Raw genomic sequence first — 15,820 nt, forward strand, 5'->3', positions numbered from 1 at the left:
TATTTGCAGAAAAGGAGTCAAAAAATGAAAGTAGTGAAAAAATTGCTAGCACCTGTCCTGGTTGTAGGACTTCTGTTAACATCATTGGTGACCTTACACCACCTAAAGGATACTAAAAAAGACAATGTCTTTCGAATTGGGATTTCCCAGTACATCACCCATAAGTCGCTCGATGCGACACGAAAAGGCTTTATCGAGGAGTTGAAAAAAGAAGGCTATGTAGATGGGAAAAACATTCAGATCGATTTCCAAAATGCTCAAGGGGAGCAACGAAATCTGAAAAATATTTCTAAACAATTGGCAGAAGAAAGTGATCTAGTCTTTGCGATTGCAACCCCTTCTGCACAAAGTTTGGCTAATACCACTAAATCAACACCTATTGTCTTCTCAGCTGTGACCGACCCATTGGCAGCGAAATTGGTGAAAAACTTGAAAGAACCAGGTGGCAATATCACAGGGACAAGTGACCAGTCAGAAGATGCGATCGCTACACAGGTAGACATGATTAAGCAAGTGCTTCCAACGGCGAAAACAGTTGGGATTCTCTATACGCAAAGTGAGCCTAACTCCGTCGTCCAAAAAGACAATGCGAAGAAGATCCTAGAAGCTAAAGGCTATCAAGTGGTTGAAAAAACAATTCTCGATAGTAACAATGTGAAAGCTGCAGCAGACAGCATCATGTCAGAGGCAGATATCGTCTTTGTTCCGACGGACAATATTATCTCTTCTACAATGGACACTGTCAAACAGGTTTCTATCAGCCATAAGGTGCCCGTTTTTGGTGGATCTGCTGAGATGGTGGCCACTGGTGGTTTGTACAACTTTGGTACCGATTATGAGGAATTGGGGAGACAAGCTGCTCGGATGGCTATTCGCATCATGAAGGGTGAGAAACCTGGAAAAGTCGCAGTTGAAACACCTGAAAAATTAGAATTGCATACCAATAAAGAGATGGCTAAAGAGCTTGGAATTGATATTAGCTCGTTGAAGGTAGAAAAATAGGAGGTTTGAGATGAATTTCGTTTTATCAAGTTTATCAGAAGGTTTATTGTGGTCGATCATGGCGATCGGTGTTTACTTAACATTTCGAATTTTAGATATTGCCGATATGACGGCAGAAGGAGCCTTTCCACTTGGGGCAGCAGTTGTAGCCTCACAAATTCAAGCGGGAAGAAACCCTTGGATTGCAACCTTGTTGGGCTTTTTTGCAGGGATGATTGCAGGCTTGGTCTCTGGGATTCTCCATACAAAAATGAAAATTCCAGCCCTCTTGACAGGGATTGTCACTTTGACGGGTCTCTACTCTATCAATATCAAAATCATGGGGGGAGTTCCCAATCTCTCTATTGGCGATGCCAGTACCATTTTTAAGAGTGTCATGAAATTTGGACTTTCTAATGAAGAAGCTGTCTTTTTGATTAGTATTTCCTGCTTGATCATCGTCTGTATCTTGTTGACCCTCTTAATGAAGACGCAACTTGGCTTGGTTTTGCGCTCGACAGGTGATAACATCCCAATGAGTGAGGCTAATGGGGTCAATGTAGATAACATGAAGATGTTGGGCTACATGATTTCCAATGGATTGATTGCTCTGTGTGGCGCTATGTTTGCTCAAAATGATGGTTTCTCAGATGTGACTTCTGGGACAGGGACGATCGTGGTTGGCTTGAGTGCGGTGATTATCGCTGAGGTTTTGATTCACGAATTGACTATTGGTTGGCGCTTGCTTTCCATCGGGGTTGGAGCCATTGTTTACCGTTTGATTATCTTAAATATTTACGAGATCCCAAATCTTGATCAAAATATGGTTCGTCTCTTCAATGCGATCTTGCTCGCAATTGTCTTGTTCGCTCCTGAGGCGCAAAAACATCTTCGCGTTCGCGGATTGAAGTTAGGAAATAAGTAGGAGAAAAGTATGGCAACATTATTATCAATTGAAGGCATTCATAAGACATTTGAAGCAGGAACAGTCAATGAAAACCATGTCCTCAAAGGCTTGGACCTCCAAGTAGAAGAAGGGGACTTCATTTCGGTTATCGGTGGAAATGGAGCTGGGAAATCAACCTTGATGAACATCTTGGCAGGAAATCTAGTCGTGGATGAAGGGGATATCTTGCTAGAAGGTAACTCCATCAAAAATACCAGTGTTCGTAAGCGTGCGAAAGATATTGCGCGTGTCTTCCAAGATCCTAAGATGGGGACAGCTTCCCGTTTGACCATTGAAGAAAATATGGCCATTGCCCAGCGTCGGGGGAAATCTCGTGGTTTGAGCTGGGGAGTTCGGGAGAAAGATCGCGAATTGTTCCGTGAAGCCTTGAAGGAACTGAATATCGGTTTAGAGAACCGTCTTAAGGTGGATACCCAATATTTGTCTGGTGGGCAACGTCAAGCTTTGACCTTGGTCATGGCAGCCTTGGTCAAGCCCAAACTCTTGCTGCTGGACGAACATACCGCAGCGCTGGATCCCAAGACCAGTGAAATGGTCATGGAATTGACACAAAAGATCGTGGAAAGCCATGATTTGACAACCTTGATGATTACGCATGATATGAACCATGCCATTGAATACGGCAACCGCTTGATCATGCTCTACCAAGGCAAGATCGTTGTCGACGTCAAAGGAGAAGAAAAGAAAAACCTAACGGTTGAAGATTTGATGCGCCTCTTCCAACAAAACAGTGGTGAAACCCTGGTTAGTGATGAATTGGTATTAGGATAAAATAAAAGAGAGTGGGACAGAAATCGGTAATTCGTTAGAATTCGATTTCGTCATCTCACCTCCGCACAGTTGAGTAGGGCTATAAAAGTTGATGAAATCAGCGTAGTAGAGCCCACTCAACCACTGCGTCTTGCTCGACAATCCAAAAACAATTGAGAGGCTAGGACTTTTGTCCCAGCCTCCTTTATTTCCTCCGCTCTGCATAGTCGACAAAATGAAACTTGTCTAATTTGTGTCGGCTTTCGGTGAATTGGAATTGCCGTCCGTCTGCTAAGTGAACTTGGGAACGGACCGTTACCACGTGTTGGTCTTTTCCAAGATCCAGTAAGATTTTGTCGCGATTATCGATTGGTGAAATCAAAATTTCTTTTTTAGCATAGCCAATCTGCAATTTCAAGTCTTCTTCTATTGGAGATACGGGGAAATATTACCTTTACCTCTTTGACGTGACGCAGGCAGACCTCAATTGGCGCAATCCCAATGTCCGCAAGGAGTTGTTCAAGGTGGTCAACTTCTGGCGGGACAAGGGCGTCAAAGGCTTTCGTTTCGATGTAATCAATTTGATTGGGAAAGATGAGGTCTTGGTGGATTGCCCTGAAAATGAAGGGAAGCCAGCTTATACGGATAAACCCATTGTGCATGACTATCTTCGTATGATGAATGAAGCGACCTTTGGTTCTGATGATAGCTTTATGACCGTTGGAGAGATGTCTTCGACAACCATTGACAACTGTGTTCTCTATTCAGCACCGGAGCGCCACGAGTTGTCTATGGCTATTAACTTCCATCATCTGAAAGTCGACTATGAAGATGGTCAAAAATGGACCATTGCTCCCTTTGATTTTGAAGAGCTCAAGCGTCTCTATCATACTTGGGGCAAGGAAATGAGTGAACGAGATGGTTGGAGTGCCCTCTTCTGGAATAACCATGACCAACCTCGTGCCTTGAATCGCTTTGTAGATATCAAGAACTTCCGCAATGAAGGAGCGACCATGCTCGCAGCTAGCCTTCACTTGTCACGTGGTACCCCTTATATCTACATGGGAGAAGAAATCGGCATGATAGATCCAGACTATGATTCGATGGCAGATTACGTGGATGTGGAGTCCATCAATGCTTACCAAATGCTCTTGGACCAAGGCAAGTCACCTGAGCAAGCCTTCAAGATTATCCAAGCTAAGTCACGTGATAATTCACGTACGCCCATGCAATGGGATGCTTCTCTAAATGCCGGTTTTTCAACAGGGACGCCATGGTTGAAAGTTGGGAAGTCCTATAAAGACTTCAACGTTGAAAAGGAAATGGATGGCCCAATTTTTACCTTCTATAAAGAATTGATTCGCTTGCGAAAAGAAATGCCCATCATTTCAGAAGGCAGCTACCTGCCAGCACTGGAAGATAGTCAAGAAGTCTACGCTTTTGAACGCCACTTAGACGGTCAAAAACTCTTGGTACTCAATCATTTCTATGGAAGTGAAGTCGAAGTAGCGATTCCAAAAGACTACCAAGCAGGGCGCGTGCTCTTGTCCAACTATGAGAAGGTAGAGCTTTCTGAAAAAGTAATTCTGAAACCATATCAGACACTGGCGATTTTAGTTTAAGTATTTCACACTTCGATCTTTTTGGGTCGAAGTGTTTTTCTTTTTGAAAAATATTTTTGAAAGCGCTTGAAAATGCAAAGTTCTTCCCTTATAATAAAAGAGGAAAACTTTTTAGGGATGGAGAAACGCATGAGAAAAAACGGTAAAAAGATTCGCCTACTGGGAGTAGCCACCTTATTGGCTAGTCAGTTGGGGGTCTTTAGCAGTGCCCTCACGGTAGTTGCAGACGAGACCACAGCTTCGACTTCAGAGCCAGCGCTTGTGACGAACACTAGCAGCGAGGAAAGCTCGACAAATAGTTCGACTTCTGCTACAACAACAACTACAGACGCTACGACGAGAGCTTCGAGTGATAAAGAAGAGACATCTAGCAGTTCCTCAGACGCTACTGAGGAGAAAACGGTTAAGATCGGGGACATTCAAGGGGAATCGCAACGCTCTCCACTGGAAGGTCAAAAGTTAGCCATCAAAAATGCGGTGGTGACCAAAACAGACCGCTATGGTTTTTATGCCCAAGATATTGAATCGGATGGCAATAGTCGGACTTCAGATGGGATTTATGTTGTTTCCAAATACAAGGTGAAAGTCGGCGATAAGGTTAAAATCACCGGTACCGTCAAGGAAGGTTATATGGAAGAGGTTACCTTGGGAGCTGGGAAGACCTTTAAGGAACCGACGAATAGTTTAACGGTGACCATGCTAGTCGATGCTTGGATCACAAAAGATGGGACAGCCCCTCTTCCAGAAGCTGTGAATATCACTGCGGGCATGCCAGCAGAGGTGAAGCCTAATCCGACTGCTTATGCTCCAGAAACCGATGCCCTCGATTATTGGGAAAGCCTGGAAGGAATGCTCACAGTAGTGAAGAAACCGCATGTCCTTGGTCCCCAGTACAAAGGAGATATCTATGTCTTGGGAGAAGATTTTACAGGCCTTCCTTTAAACAATATTGGAGGTCTGAATCTACGGCCACATGCGCAAAATACAGCGACGATCCCGATTTATATTGGCAATCAGTTTGTCGCAAAAGCTAAGGATTACTTTGCAGAAGATGTGACAGGAGTGGTAACGTATCGGAATAGCTTTTATAAGTTAGAGACCACTCAACAGTTGACAGTCCAAGACGGTGGCTTGCAGCGTCAAGCAGCTCTAACCCAACCAAGTGAGGATAAGCTGACCATCGCTTCCTACAATATTGAAAATTTCTCGGCCAACAATGCCAAAAATGAAACCCCAGAGGATAAGGTGACGCTGATTGCCAATTCCTTTATCCATGAAATTCACAATCCTGACATCATCACTTTGATTGAAGTGCAGGACAATAATGGTAGTGTGGATGACGGAACGACCAGTGGTGTTGAAAGTGGACGCAAACTAGCCAATCGGATCAAGGAATTGGGTGGCAAGAGCTATGAGTATACGGAGGTTGCTCCAGTAGATGGCGCTGACGGAGGAAAGCCTGGTTCCAATATTCGTTTGGGAATCCTCTACAATCCAGAACGCGTGAGCTTAGCCAAAAAAGAGGCAGCAACGAGCAACGAGGCAGCACAATTTGACAAGGGACACCTGGTTAAAAATCCAGCTCGGATTGCCCCTAATGACCCATCGTTTGATCATACTCGCAAGTCTTTGGCTGTTGAGTTTGAATTCAAAGGTCAACCAGTTGTGGTGATTGCCAATCACTTGAAATCAAAAATCGGAGATGATGCTATTTATGGTGCAAGTCAACCAGCAGTGGAACATACCTTGCCAACTCGTGAAGCACAAGCCAGTGTCATCCATCAATTCGTTCAAGAAGGCTTGAAGCAAAATCCTAAGACCACCTTTGTTTTGACGGGTGATTTTAATGACTACGATTTCTCAACTACGGCACAGATCCTTGCGGGCAACGAACTAACCAACTTAATGGCCCAACATGATGCAGGCGATCGCTATTCTTATTTCTACCGTGGAAGCAATCAAGTTTTGGATAACATTTTTATCTCAAACAACATGGCAGCTAAAGCAAGGTTTGAACCAGTCCATATCAATGCTTCCTTTATGAAGGAACACGGTCGTGCATCAGACCATGATCCTGTCTTGGTCCAAATCGACTTTAGTGGAGCACAAACTCCAGGAACGCCGACAGATGATCAACAAGGAAATACAGGACAAGCAACGGATCAAACCAGCCCTTCTTCATCGAATACAGGATCTCAACTAGTCCCTCATCAAGCTCAAGCCAATGAACAAAAGAGTTCAACATCTGAAAGCAAAGAGAAGGGCAAGAACGAAGATGAGAAGCAAGATGAGAAGCAAGATGACAAGGAAGAGGCAGCAACAGAAACCAAGACACCAGGTAAACGGAAAATCCTTCCATCTACCGGACAAGAAACAAGCTATCTAGCTCTTTTTGGAGTGACAGTAGCTACGATGAGTCTTGTCTGGTACAAGAAGAAAAAGACGACTCACTAACGTGTTTCATAAGAAAGATCTAAAAAAGGAGTCGCTGGCTCCTTTTTTTCTCCTAAAATACAGGACAGATAGTCCCATATTGGAAACTGTACTAGGACAATGAAAACTACTGAAAAGAACAGTTTCTTTTCAAAAAGAAGCTTAAACTCTTTAAAATAGATGGAATCGTGTTATAATAAAATCATAAAACGTTTTCAAGAGAAGAGGTTCCTCAATGGAAAATGAAACAGTTGATTATGGAAAAGTAACAGGAATGGTACACTCAACAGAAAGTTTTGGGGCAGTAGACGGGCCTGGGATCCGCTTTATTGTCTTCCTTCAAGGGTGTCAAATGCGGTGTCAATACTGCCACAATCCAGATACTTGGGCAATGGAAACCAACAAGTCCCGTGAACGGACAGTGGATGATGTCCTAGAAGAAGCCCTCCGTTATCGTGGATTTTGGGGCCAAAAAGGGGGAATCACTGTCAGTGGAGGAGAAGCCCTCTTGCAGATTGACTTCTTGATCGCCCTCTTCACCAAGGCTCAAGAGTTGGGCATTCATTGTACCTTGGATACCTGTGCCCTTCCTTTCCGGAATACACCTCGTTATTTGGAAAAATTCGACCGCTTGATGGCGGTGACAGACTTGGTGCTTCTGGATATCAAGGAAATCAATGATGAACGACACAAAATTGTGACCAGCCATACCAATAAAACAATTTTAGCTTGTGCCAAGTACTTATCTGATATTGGAAAACCAGTCTGGATTCGTCACGTTTTGGTCCCAGGTTTGACAGACCGAGATGACGACCTGATCGAACTTGGAAAATTTGTTAAAACCCTTAAAAATGTTGATAAATTTGAGATCCTTCCTTACCATACTATGGGGGAATTCAAATGGCGTGAATTGGGCATTCCGTACAAGTTGGAAGGTGTGAAACCACCGACAAAAGAACGGGTCCAAAATGCAAAAGATTTGATGGAAACAGAAAGTTACCAAGATTACCTGAAACGGGTCAAAGGATAAAAAGTATAGACAGATGGGCCTTCCAGCTGTCTTTTCTATTGAAATGCACAACTATTCCCTTTCTTTAAATAGCAAAACGTGCTAAAATAGAGTGAATCTATAAATGAAATAAAGAGGTAGAAACATGTCAAAAATTCTCGTTTTTGGTCACCAAAATCCTGACTCAGATGCTATCGGTTCATCTGTAGCCTTTGCTTATCTTGCAAAAGAAGCTTACGGTTTGGATACAGAAGCAGTGGCTCTTGGAACTCCAAATGAAGAAACAGCTTTCGTATTGGATTATTTTGGTGTGGAAGCACCACGCGTTATCACATCTGCTAAAGCAGAAGGTGCAGAGCAAGTCATCTTGACAGACCACAACGAATTCCAACAATCTGTTTCAGATATCGCTGAAGTAGAAGTTTACGGTGTAGTGGATCACCACCGTGTGGCTAACTTTGAAACTGCAAGCCCACTTTACATGCGTTTGGAACCGGTTGGATCCGCATCATCTATCGTTTACCGCATGTTCAAAGAACATGGTGTAGCTGTTCCAAAAGAAATCGCAGGTTTGATGCTATCAGGTTTGATTTCAGATACTCTTCTTTTGAAATCTCCAACCACTCACCCATCAGATAAAGTCATTGCTCCTGAATTGGCTGAATTGGCTGGTGTCAACTTGGAAGAATACGGTCTTGCCATGCTCAAGGCTGGTACAAACTTGGCAAGCAAATCTGCTGAAGAATTGATTGATATCGATGCCAAGACATTTGAACTCAACGGAAACAATGTTCGTGTGGCTCAAGTGAACACAGTTGATATTGCTGAAGTCTTGGACCGCCAAGCTGAAATCGAAGCAGCCATCCAAGCCGCAAATGCCGCTAACGGCTACTCTGACTTTGTCTTGATGATTACAGACATCGTCAACTCAAACTCAGAAATTTTGGCTCTTGGTGCTAATATGGACAAGGTAGAGGCAGCTTTTAACTTCAAACTTGAAAACAACCACGCTTTCCTTCCAGGTGCTGTTTCACGTAAGAAACAAGTGGTACCACAATTGACTGAAAGCTTTAATGCATAATCATAGATGGGGAAGCCCATTGTTACAAAGGAGTTTCGGCTCCTTTTTTGCTAGGAGAGAAGTATGTTAGAAAATGGTGATTTGATTTTTGTGAAAGATGATTCGGATATAGGACAGGCCATCCAGGAATCTACTGGTCACTATAGCCATGTGGCCATCTTTTTGGACGGACAGGTCTATCATGCCACGGTAGAAGGTGGTGTCCTTGCTCAGTCTCCTGAGGAATTCTTTGAAGCTGGAAAAGTCTATGACCTTTATCACTATGAGCAGATTGATGGTGCAGAGGTCAAAAAGCGAGCAGAGAGTCTCTTAGGGGCACCCTACAATGCGTCCTTTTACCCAGATGGAGATGGTTTCTATTGTTCCCAGTTCATCGCTGAACTACTCCCTGTTTTTGAGACCATTCCCATGAAGTTTGGAGATGAGGAAGAGGAGATTAGTCCGTTCTGGCTGGACTACTACAAGGAACTTGGCTTAGCCGTTCCTCTAGATCAGCCCGGAACCAACCCGAGTCAGTTAGCCCAGTCTCCCCGTCTACAGTTTAAAGAAAGGTATTTGGATGATTCAGATCATTAATCCCACACGTTTGACACGTCAGCCATTTTTCAAGGACTTGATCAACTATCTGGACCAGCAGGATGATGTGATCCTGCGGCAAATCAAGGCCCAATTTCCAGATCAACCAGTGGATAAGCTGATGGAGGAGTATATCAAAGAGGGCTTCATCCTTCGAGAAAATAAACGCTACACTCTCAATTTGCCTTTCTTAGAGTCAGCTGATCGAGTTGAACTGGATCAAGAGGTCTTTGTTCGAGAGGACAGTGCAGTTTATCAAGAATTAAAAGCCAAGGTCTTCCAAACAGAACTTCGCAACACGACTAATGCAGCAATTCTCATAGAGGAGACTGACTTCGAACGACATGCACAGACTCTTTCCAATTACTTCTACAAGGTGAAACACCAATATCCTTTGACGGAGGAGCAAGAGAAACTCTATGCTATTTTGGGCGATGTGAATCCCGAGTATGCTCTCAAGTATATGACCAGCTTTTTGCTCAAGTTCCTCAAAAAAGAAGAAGTCCAGCAAAAGCGCAGAGACATCTTTGTTGATAGTTTAGAAGTCTTAGGCTATATCCGCAAAAATGCTGAAGGCAAATATGAATTAGCAGTGGACTTGGACAAGGAAAGACTGATGTTTATCAAATAATAAACAAGGCTAGGAAAACTTCCTAGCCTTCTTTCGTTTGATTATAAATAACGTTCAGCGATGGCGGCATCGCCTGGATATTCTTCTTTTACGCCATTGACGATTTGGTAGCAGTCAGCTCCTTTTCCGGCGATAATGACGGCATCTTCAGGCTTGCTAGTCATTGCCATAGCCACTTGAATGGCTTGTTCGCGATCTGCGATTTTTTCGACAGGTCGCGTGATATAACTACTAATCTCTTCAGCGATAGCCAAAGGATCTTCATAGTTGGGATCATCCGCTGTGAGGAAGACTTGGATCTCAGGATGGTCTTCTAAGAGTAAGCCAAAGTCTTTGCGGCGGCTTTCTCCCTTATTACCGGTTGATCCAAGGACCAGTGAAATGGTCCCCGTTTGATGGGTTTCAACTACTGAGAGCAGTTTTTTCAAGCTATCTCCATTATGGGCATAGTCGATGAAAACCTTAGCGCCATTTTTCTGAGTCAAGACTTCCATTCGGCCAGGAACGCGCGTCTTAGCAATCCCTTTTTGGATATCCTCGAGGCTCGCACCTAGACGAAGACAGGCAAGACCCGCTGCTACAGCATTTTCTTGGTTGAAATGTCCAATCAGTTGGATATCATAGTTTCCAGCTAATTTACCAGTGGCTGAGAAGCTGAAAGCTTTGGAGGTTTCAATTTGATTCTCAGACTGGCTTCCATAAAAATCGTGGTCTTGGTTTGCGACTTGGTCCGCTAAAACTTGGAAATGATCCATATCACTATTGATGACAACGGCTTGGCTGTTCTTCATGAGGAGACGTTTGTGGTAGAAATAATCCTCAAAAGTTGGGTGTTCAATCGGTCCAATATGGTCTGGACTGATGTTGAGAAAAACACCAACGTCAAAGGTCAGACCGTAAACCCGTTTCACTAGATAAGCTTGACTGGAAACTTCCATAATGAGGTGGGTCCGATCATTGGCTACTGCCTCAGCCATCATGGAAAAAAGATCCAAGCTCTCTGGCGTTGTCAGGGTCGATTTAAAGAAGTTCTTACCATCCAGTGTCGTATTCATGGTAGACAGCATAGCTGGTCGGTGACTTTGTTCCAAAATATGGTAAGCAAAGTAGGCCGCTGTTGTCTTTCCCTTAGTCCCTGTGAAGGCCAATAGTTTTAATTGTTTCTCAGGGTGTCCATAAAACTCCATGGCGATTAAGCTCATGGCCTGTTTGATATCATTGACGAGGATGGCAGGAATACCAACTTCATAATCTTTTTCAGAGACATAAAAGCCGAGTCCATTAGAAATAGCCTGTTCCAGGTATTCTTTTTTGAAGTTGGCCCCTTTGACAAAAAAGAGGGTGCTAGCAGAAACCTTACGGCTATCATAGCTAATAGCATCAAAACTTGTTCCTTCTAGATGGTAGTAGTATTCACCATTTACTAGAACTTCTCGGAAATTTTGGTCATGTTTTAAAATGTTGAGGGTTTGTTCAATTGTAATCATAAAACTATTGTAAACCTAAAGTCCCTATTTTACAAGTGTCATGGAAAAGTTTATAATGAAGAGAAGAAGAAACGAAAGAGGACACCAATGAGTCACGAACAAAATGACCAGCAAGCCCAGATGCTACGCGGGACTGCCTGGATGACAGCCAGCAACTTTATCAGCCGTTTGCTAGGAGCCGCTTATATTATTCCTTGGTATATTTGGATGGGGAAATATGGGCCACAAGCCAATGGTCTTTTTACAATGGGCTACAATATCTATGCTTGGTTTCTTTTGATTTCGACAGCCGGAGTACCCGTAGCTGTTGCTAAGCAAGTAGCCAAATACAATACCCGGGACCAAGCCGATCATAGCTTTGCTTTGATTCGGGGCTTCTTGAAATTTATGGGAATTCTAGGCCTTGGATTTGCCATTCTCATGTATCTTTTGTCTCCTGTCTTTGCGAGTCTTTCAGGTGGGGGAAAAGAGTTGATTCCGATCATGCAGAGCCTTTCTTGGGCTGTCTTGATCTTTCCTTCGATGAGTGTCATTCGGGGATTTTTCCAAGGTTTTAACAACATGAAGCCTTACGCCATTAGCCAGATCGCTGAACAAGTCATCCGGGTCATCTGGATGTTGCTCACGACCTTCTTCATTATGAAGATTGGCTCAGGTGATTACGTGCAGGCTGTGACGCAGTCGACCTTTGCGGCCTTTATCGGTATGGGAGCGAGCCTTCTGGTGCTCTTTTATTACCTTGCAAAGACAGGCTTGCTCTCTTCTATTTTTAAAAAGCAAGAGGGAAGTGAAGGGATTGATACTCGGGCTCTCTTGATCGATACGATTCGTGAGGCTATTCCTTTTATCATCACAGGTTCCGCGATTCAGCTCTTCCAAATTGTTGACCAGATGACCTTTATCAATGTCATGTCTTGGTTCACAGATTATAGTCAAAAGCAGCTCTTGGTCATGTTTAGTTATTTCTCTGCTAATCCAAACAAAATCACCATGATCTTGATTGCGGTAGCGACTTCGATTGGGGGAGTCGGGATTCCTCTTTTGACAGAGAATTATGTGAAGGGGGACCTAAAAGCGGCTGGGAAGCTCGTACAGGATAACTTGACCATGTTGCTAGCTTTCTTACTTCCAGCCACCTTTGGTGCAGTAGCAGTCGCAAAACCACTTTATACGGTTTTCTATGGGCAACCAGATGGCTTGGCCTTAGGACTCTTCATCGTAGCGATGTTGCAGACCGTAATTCTCGGTCTTTACACGGTCTTATCGCCAATGATTCAAGCTCTCTTTCAAAATCGCAAGGCCATTCGCTACTTCCTTTATGGTGTAGTGGTGAAATTGGTCCTACAAATTCCATTTATTTTGGTCTTTCGTTCTTATGGACCACTTTTGTCAACGACCATTGCCTTAATGGTGCCAATCGTTCTCATGTATCGAGAGATCCAAACCATCACTCAGTTTAATCGCACCATCGTCTTCAAGCGGACCTTGCTTGGTTCTATCCTGACTATGGTGATGCTACTTGGAGTCTTGATCGCTGGCTTGATTTTGGGCTGGATTTTCCCACCAAATGGCCGTGTATCGAGCATGATTTATATCATCGTCATTGGCGGATTAGGAGTTGTTATCTATGGAGCCTTAGGATTATGGCTACGGTATTTTGACCGCTTTATCGGAGGTCAAGCTGCACGTCTCAGACAAAAATTCCGGATTAAATAAACCTGAGAGGCTGGGATAGAAGTCCTAGCCTCTCAATTATTTTTGGATTGTCGAGCAAGACGCAGTGGTTGAGTGGGCTCTACTACGCTGATTTCATCAGCTTTTACAGCCCTACTCAACTGTGCGGAGGTGGGACGACGAAATCGAATTCTAACGAATTAACGATTTCTGTCCCACTCTCTTTTCTTATAGTTTGAAACTATAGCTAGGTCTTGAAAATGGGAAAACCGCTCTCCTCATAATAGTGATAAAATAGTAATCAGTTAGATTGAATGTTTATCGGAGGGCAATATGAGTAAAAAACGCAATATCAATACTATCTTGGCACAGGCAGGAATCAAGTCGGATAAAGCAACGGGAGCTTTAACGACTCCTTTGCATTTCTCTACGACTTACCAACACTCAGAATTTGGTCAGTCTACAGGTTTTGACTATACCCGTACGAAAAATCCAACACGCGCAACAGCTGAGAAGACTTTGGCAGCTATCGAAAGTGCAGACTATGCTTTGGCGACAAGCTCTGGAATGTCAGCCATCGTGCTTGCTTTTAGCATTTTCCCAGTTGGTTCAAAAGTCTTAGCCGTTCGTGACCTTTATGGAGGTTCTTTCCGTTGGTTTAACCAACAAGAGCAAGAGGGTCGTTTCTCTTTCACCTATGCCAATACAGAAGAAGAACTGATCCACCATCTAGATAATGATCCGGTGGATGTCCTCTATATTGAAACACCAACAAATCCATTGATGTTGGAATTTGATATTGCTCATTTAGCTAAATTGGCCCATGCAAAAGGTGCCAAAGTCGTGGTGGACAATACTTTCTATAGCCCTATCTATCAACGCCCAATTGAAGAGGGAGCGGATATTGTTCTTCATTCAGCAACCAAGTACCTAGCTGGTCACAACGATGTCTTGGCTGGTGTTGTCGTGACAAATGAGGCAGACTTGTATGACAAACTCTTTTACAACTTGAACACGACAGGTGCTGTTCTTTCCCCATTTGACAGCTATCTGCTGATCCGTGGTCTCAAGACGCTCTCTATCCGGATGGAGCGCTCTACAGAGAATGCTCGCAAGGTGGTCGAGTTTTTGAAAACCTCCCCTCAGGTCAAAGAAGTCCTCTACACTGGAAAAGGTGGAATGGTCTCCTTTAAAATTCAAGATGAGAAAAAAATTCCTAACTTGTTGAATTCCCTTCAAGTCTTTACCTTTGCAGAAAGCCTTGGCGGAGTTGAAAGTTTGATCACTTATCCTACCACTCAAACTCATGCGGACATTCCTGCAGAAGTTCGCCATTCATATGGTTTGACAGATGATCTTCTTCGGTTGTCCATCGGAATCGAAGATGCGGATGATTTGATTGAAGATTTGAAACAAGCATTGGAGGCTTAAGATGACCAAATATGATTTCACGACTTTACCGAATCGCTTGACCCACCATACCTACAAGTGGAAAGAAACAGAGACAGATCCAGAAATCATTCCTGCTTGGATCGCGGACATGGATTTTAATGTCATTCCAGAAGTACGAGAAGCTGTGATCGGCTATGCAGACCAAATGGTCTACGGCTACACCTATGCCTCAGATAGCCTCTACCAGTCTATCCTTGATTGGGAAAAAGAAGAGCACGGCTATTCCTTTGACAAAGAAGCGATCGTCTTTATCGAAGGTGTTGTTCCAGCCATTTCAACAGCTATTCAAGCCTTTACTAAGGAAGGGGATGCTGTCTTAATCAATACGCCGGTCTATCCTCCATTTGCACGAAGTGTCAAACTCAATCGTCGAAAATTGATCGAAAATTCATTAGTTGAAAAGGATGGTCTTTTCCAAATTGATTTTGATCAGCTGGAAAAAGATATTGTGGAGCAAGAGGTGAAACTCTATGTTTTGTGTAACCCGCACAATCCTGGAGGCCGTGTATGGGATCGTGAAGTCTTGGAAAAAATCGGCCACCTCTGTCAAAAACATGGTGTCCTTCTCGTTTCAGATGAGATCCACCAAGATTTGGCCTTGTTTGGCCACCGTCATATCAGCTTTAACACGGTTGATCCAAGCTTTAAAGATTTCGGCTTGATCTTAACCAGTGCAACCAAGACTTTTAATATTGCAGGAACAAAAAATTCCTATGTGGTCATTGAAAATCCAAAGCTTCGTACGGCTTTTAAACAACGGCAATTGGCCAATAATCAACATGAAATTTCAGGCTTGGGCTATATTGCAACAGAAGCGGCTTATCGCCATGGTAAACCTTGGTTGACAGAACTCAAGCAAGTCTTTGAAAAACACATTGACTATGTGGTTGATGAATTGCATGAAAAGACCAAAATTCGTGTCATGAAACCCCAAGGCACCTATCTTCTTTGGTTGGACTTTTCAGCCTATCCTTATAGCGATGATGAGCTGCATGCTAAAATTCATGACCAAGCCAAATTGATTTTGAACCGTGGAACAGATTTTGGAAAAGAAGGAAACTTGCATGCCCGCCTCAATGTGGCAGCTCCATTCACCCTCATTGAAGAAATCACCAAACGCTTGGTGGAAACTTTTCACAAATAAGTGTTGACTTTCT

12 protein-coding genes and 2 pseudogenes are annotated in these 15,820 nt (G+C 43.5%); 12 read left to right on the forward strand and 2 right to left on the reverse strand.

Going from position 1 to position 15,820, the window contains the following annotated elements:
• Positions 1–24: 24 nt before the first annotated feature.
• Genes RDV49_RS04695 through RDV49_RS04705 form a run of 3 tightly spaced genes read left to right on the forward strand, consistent with a single transcriptional unit; the run spans position 25 to position 2,719 of the window.
• Positions 25–1,002 (forward strand): ABC transporter substrate-binding protein, encoded by a 978-nt coding sequence (locus RDV49_RS04695; RefSeq protein WP_037608032.1) that lies wholly within the window; start codon positions 25–27, stop codon positions 1,000–1,002.
• Positions 1,003–1,012: 10 nt separating this feature from the next.
• A complete protein-coding gene (locus RDV49_RS04700) occupies positions 1,013–1,906 on the forward strand; it encodes an ABC transporter permease (protein ID WP_003008314.1) in 894 nt (297 codons plus the stop codon).
• A 9-nt stretch (positions 1,907–1,915) separates the two neighbouring features.
• Positions 1,916–2,719, forward strand: coding sequence for an ABC transporter ATP-binding protein (locus tag RDV49_RS04705; protein ID WP_003005034.1), 804 nt, complete (start codon positions 1,916–1,918; stop codon positions 2,717–2,719).
• A gap of 184 nt (positions 2,720–2,903) precedes the next feature.
• Here RDV49_RS04705 and RDV49_RS04710 read toward each other — a convergent pair.
• Positions 2,904–3,134 (reverse strand): annotated as a pseudogene (locus tag RDV49_RS04710) (UTRA domain-containing protein); the annotation flags it as partial.
• Between RDV49_RS04710 and RDV49_RS04715 the strand changes: the two are divergent.
• The 6 genes and pseudogenes from RDV49_RS04715 to RDV49_RS04740 all read left to right on the forward strand — a co-directional run.
• Positions 3,130–4,320, forward strand: a pseudogene (locus tag RDV49_RS04715) (alpha-amylase family glycosyl hydrolase); the annotation flags it as partial. The pseudogenes RDV49_RS04710 and RDV49_RS04715 sit on opposite strands and share 5 nt — an antisense overlap.
• Before the next feature lie 129 nt (positions 4,321–4,449).
• A complete protein-coding gene (locus tag RDV49_RS04720; RefSeq protein WP_037608030.1) occupies positions 4,450–6,774 on the forward strand; it encodes a DUF8508 domain-containing protein in 2,325 nt (774 codons plus the stop codon).
• A gap of 214 nt (positions 6,775–6,988) precedes the next feature.
• Entirely contained in the window at positions 6,989–7,783 is a 795-nt protein-coding gene (gene pflA, locus RDV49_RS04725) for a pyruvate formate-lyase-activating protein (RefSeq protein ID WP_003008306.1), read from the forward strand.
• Between the two features lie 124 nt (positions 7,784–7,907).
• On the forward strand, positions 7,908–8,843 hold the full coding sequence (locus tag RDV49_RS04730; protein WP_003008304.1) for a manganese-dependent inorganic pyrophosphatase: 936 nt from the start codon (positions 7,908–7,910) through the stop codon (positions 8,841–8,843).
• Between the two features lie 63 nt (positions 8,844–8,906).
• The gene (locus tag RDV49_RS04735; protein WP_003008302.1) at positions 8,907–9,419 is read left to right on the forward strand and encodes a YiiX/YebB-like N1pC/P60 family cysteine hydrolase; all 513 of its coding nucleotides are present in this window, start codon (positions 8,907–8,909) and stop codon (positions 9,417–9,419) included.
• Positions 9,403–10,050, forward strand: a complete 648-nt coding sequence (locus RDV49_RS04740) for a DUF1803 domain-containing protein (RefSeq protein ID WP_003008300.1) — start codon at positions 9,403–9,405, stop codon at positions 10,048–10,050. Before RDV49_RS04735 ends, RDV49_RS04740 begins: the two co-directional genes overlap by 17 nt.
• 41 nt (positions 10,051–10,091) lie before the next feature.
• Here the strand turns inward: RDV49_RS04740 and RDV49_RS04745 are convergent, their stop codons facing one another.
• Positions 10,092–11,537, reverse strand: coding sequence for a UDP-N-acetylmuramoyl-L-alanyl-D-glutamate--L-lysine ligase (locus RDV49_RS04745; RefSeq protein WP_003008297.1), 1,446 nt, complete (start codon positions 11,535–11,537; stop codon positions 10,092–10,094).
• An 87-nt stretch (positions 11,538–11,624) separates the two neighbouring features.
• On the opposite strand from RDV49_RS04745, the gene RDV49_RS04750 reads away from it, so the two are divergent.
• From RDV49_RS04750 to RDV49_RS04760, 3 genes are all read left to right on the forward strand, one after another.
• The gene (locus RDV49_RS04750) at positions 11,625–13,253 is read left to right on the forward strand and encodes a putative polysaccharide biosynthesis protein (protein WP_037608027.1); all 1,629 of its coding nucleotides are present in this window, start codon (positions 11,625–11,627) and stop codon (positions 13,251–13,253) included.
• Positions 13,254–13,544: 291 nt separating this feature from the next.
• On the forward strand, positions 13,545–14,642 hold the full coding sequence (locus RDV49_RS04755) for a cystathionine gamma-synthase (RefSeq protein ID WP_003008293.1): 1,098 nt from the start codon (positions 13,545–13,547) through the stop codon (positions 14,640–14,642).
• A gap of 1 nt (position 14,643) precedes the next feature.
• Complete coding sequence (locus RDV49_RS04760) at positions 14,644–15,807, forward strand: MalY/PatB family protein (RefSeq protein ID WP_003008291.1); 1,164 nt, start codon at positions 14,644–14,646, stop codon at positions 15,805–15,807.
• Positions 15,808–15,820 lie beyond the last annotated feature (13 nt).

Source organism: Streptococcus parasanguinis (genome assembly GCF_031582885.1).
GTDB classification, from domain to species: Bacteria; Bacillota; Bacilli; order Lactobacillales; family Streptococcaceae; genus Streptococcus; species Streptococcus parasanguinis_M.

Coding starts and splice junctions, on each gene's coding strand:
- RDV49_RS04740 (WP_003008300.1), top strand. CDS start 9,403: ATGATTCAGATCATTAATCCCACACGTTTGACACGTCAGCCATTTTTC.
- RDV49_RS04695 (WP_037608032.1), top strand. CDS start 25: ATGAAAGTAGTGAAAAAATTGCTAGCACCTGTCCTGGTTGTAGGACTT.
- RDV49_RS04750 (WP_037608027.1), top strand. CDS start 11,625: ATGAGTCACGAACAAAATGACCAGCAAGCCCAGATGCTACGCGGGACT.
- RDV49_RS04705 (WP_003005034.1), top strand. CDS start 1,916: ATGGCAACATTATTATCAATTGAAGGCATTCATAAGACATTTGAAGCA.
- pflA (WP_003008306.1), top strand. CDS start 6,989: ATGGAAAATGAAACAGTTGATTATGGAAAAGTAACAGGAATGGTACAC.
- RDV49_RS04730 (WP_003008304.1), top strand. CDS start 7,908: ATGTCAAAAATTCTCGTTTTTGGTCACCAAAATCCTGACTCAGATGCT.
- RDV49_RS04755 (WP_003008293.1), top strand. CDS start 13,545: ATGAGTAAAAAACGCAATATCAATACTATCTTGGCACAGGCAGGAATC.
- RDV49_RS04745 (WP_003008297.1), bottom strand. CDS start 11,537: ATGATTACAATTGAACAAACCCTCAACATTTTAAAACATGACCAAAAT.
- RDV49_RS04735 (WP_003008302.1), top strand. CDS start 8,907: ATGTTAGAAAATGGTGATTTGATTTTTGTGAAAGATGATTCGGATATA.
- RDV49_RS04760 (WP_003008291.1), top strand. CDS start 14,644: ATGACCAAATATGATTTCACGACTTTACCGAATCGCTTGACCCACCAT.
- RDV49_RS04720 (WP_037608030.1), top strand. CDS start 4,450: ATGAGAAAAAACGGTAAAAAGATTCGCCTACTGGGAGTAGCCACCTTA.
- RDV49_RS04700 (WP_003008314.1), top strand. CDS start 1,013: ATGAATTTCGTTTTATCAAGTTTATCAGAAGGTTTATTGTGGTCGATC.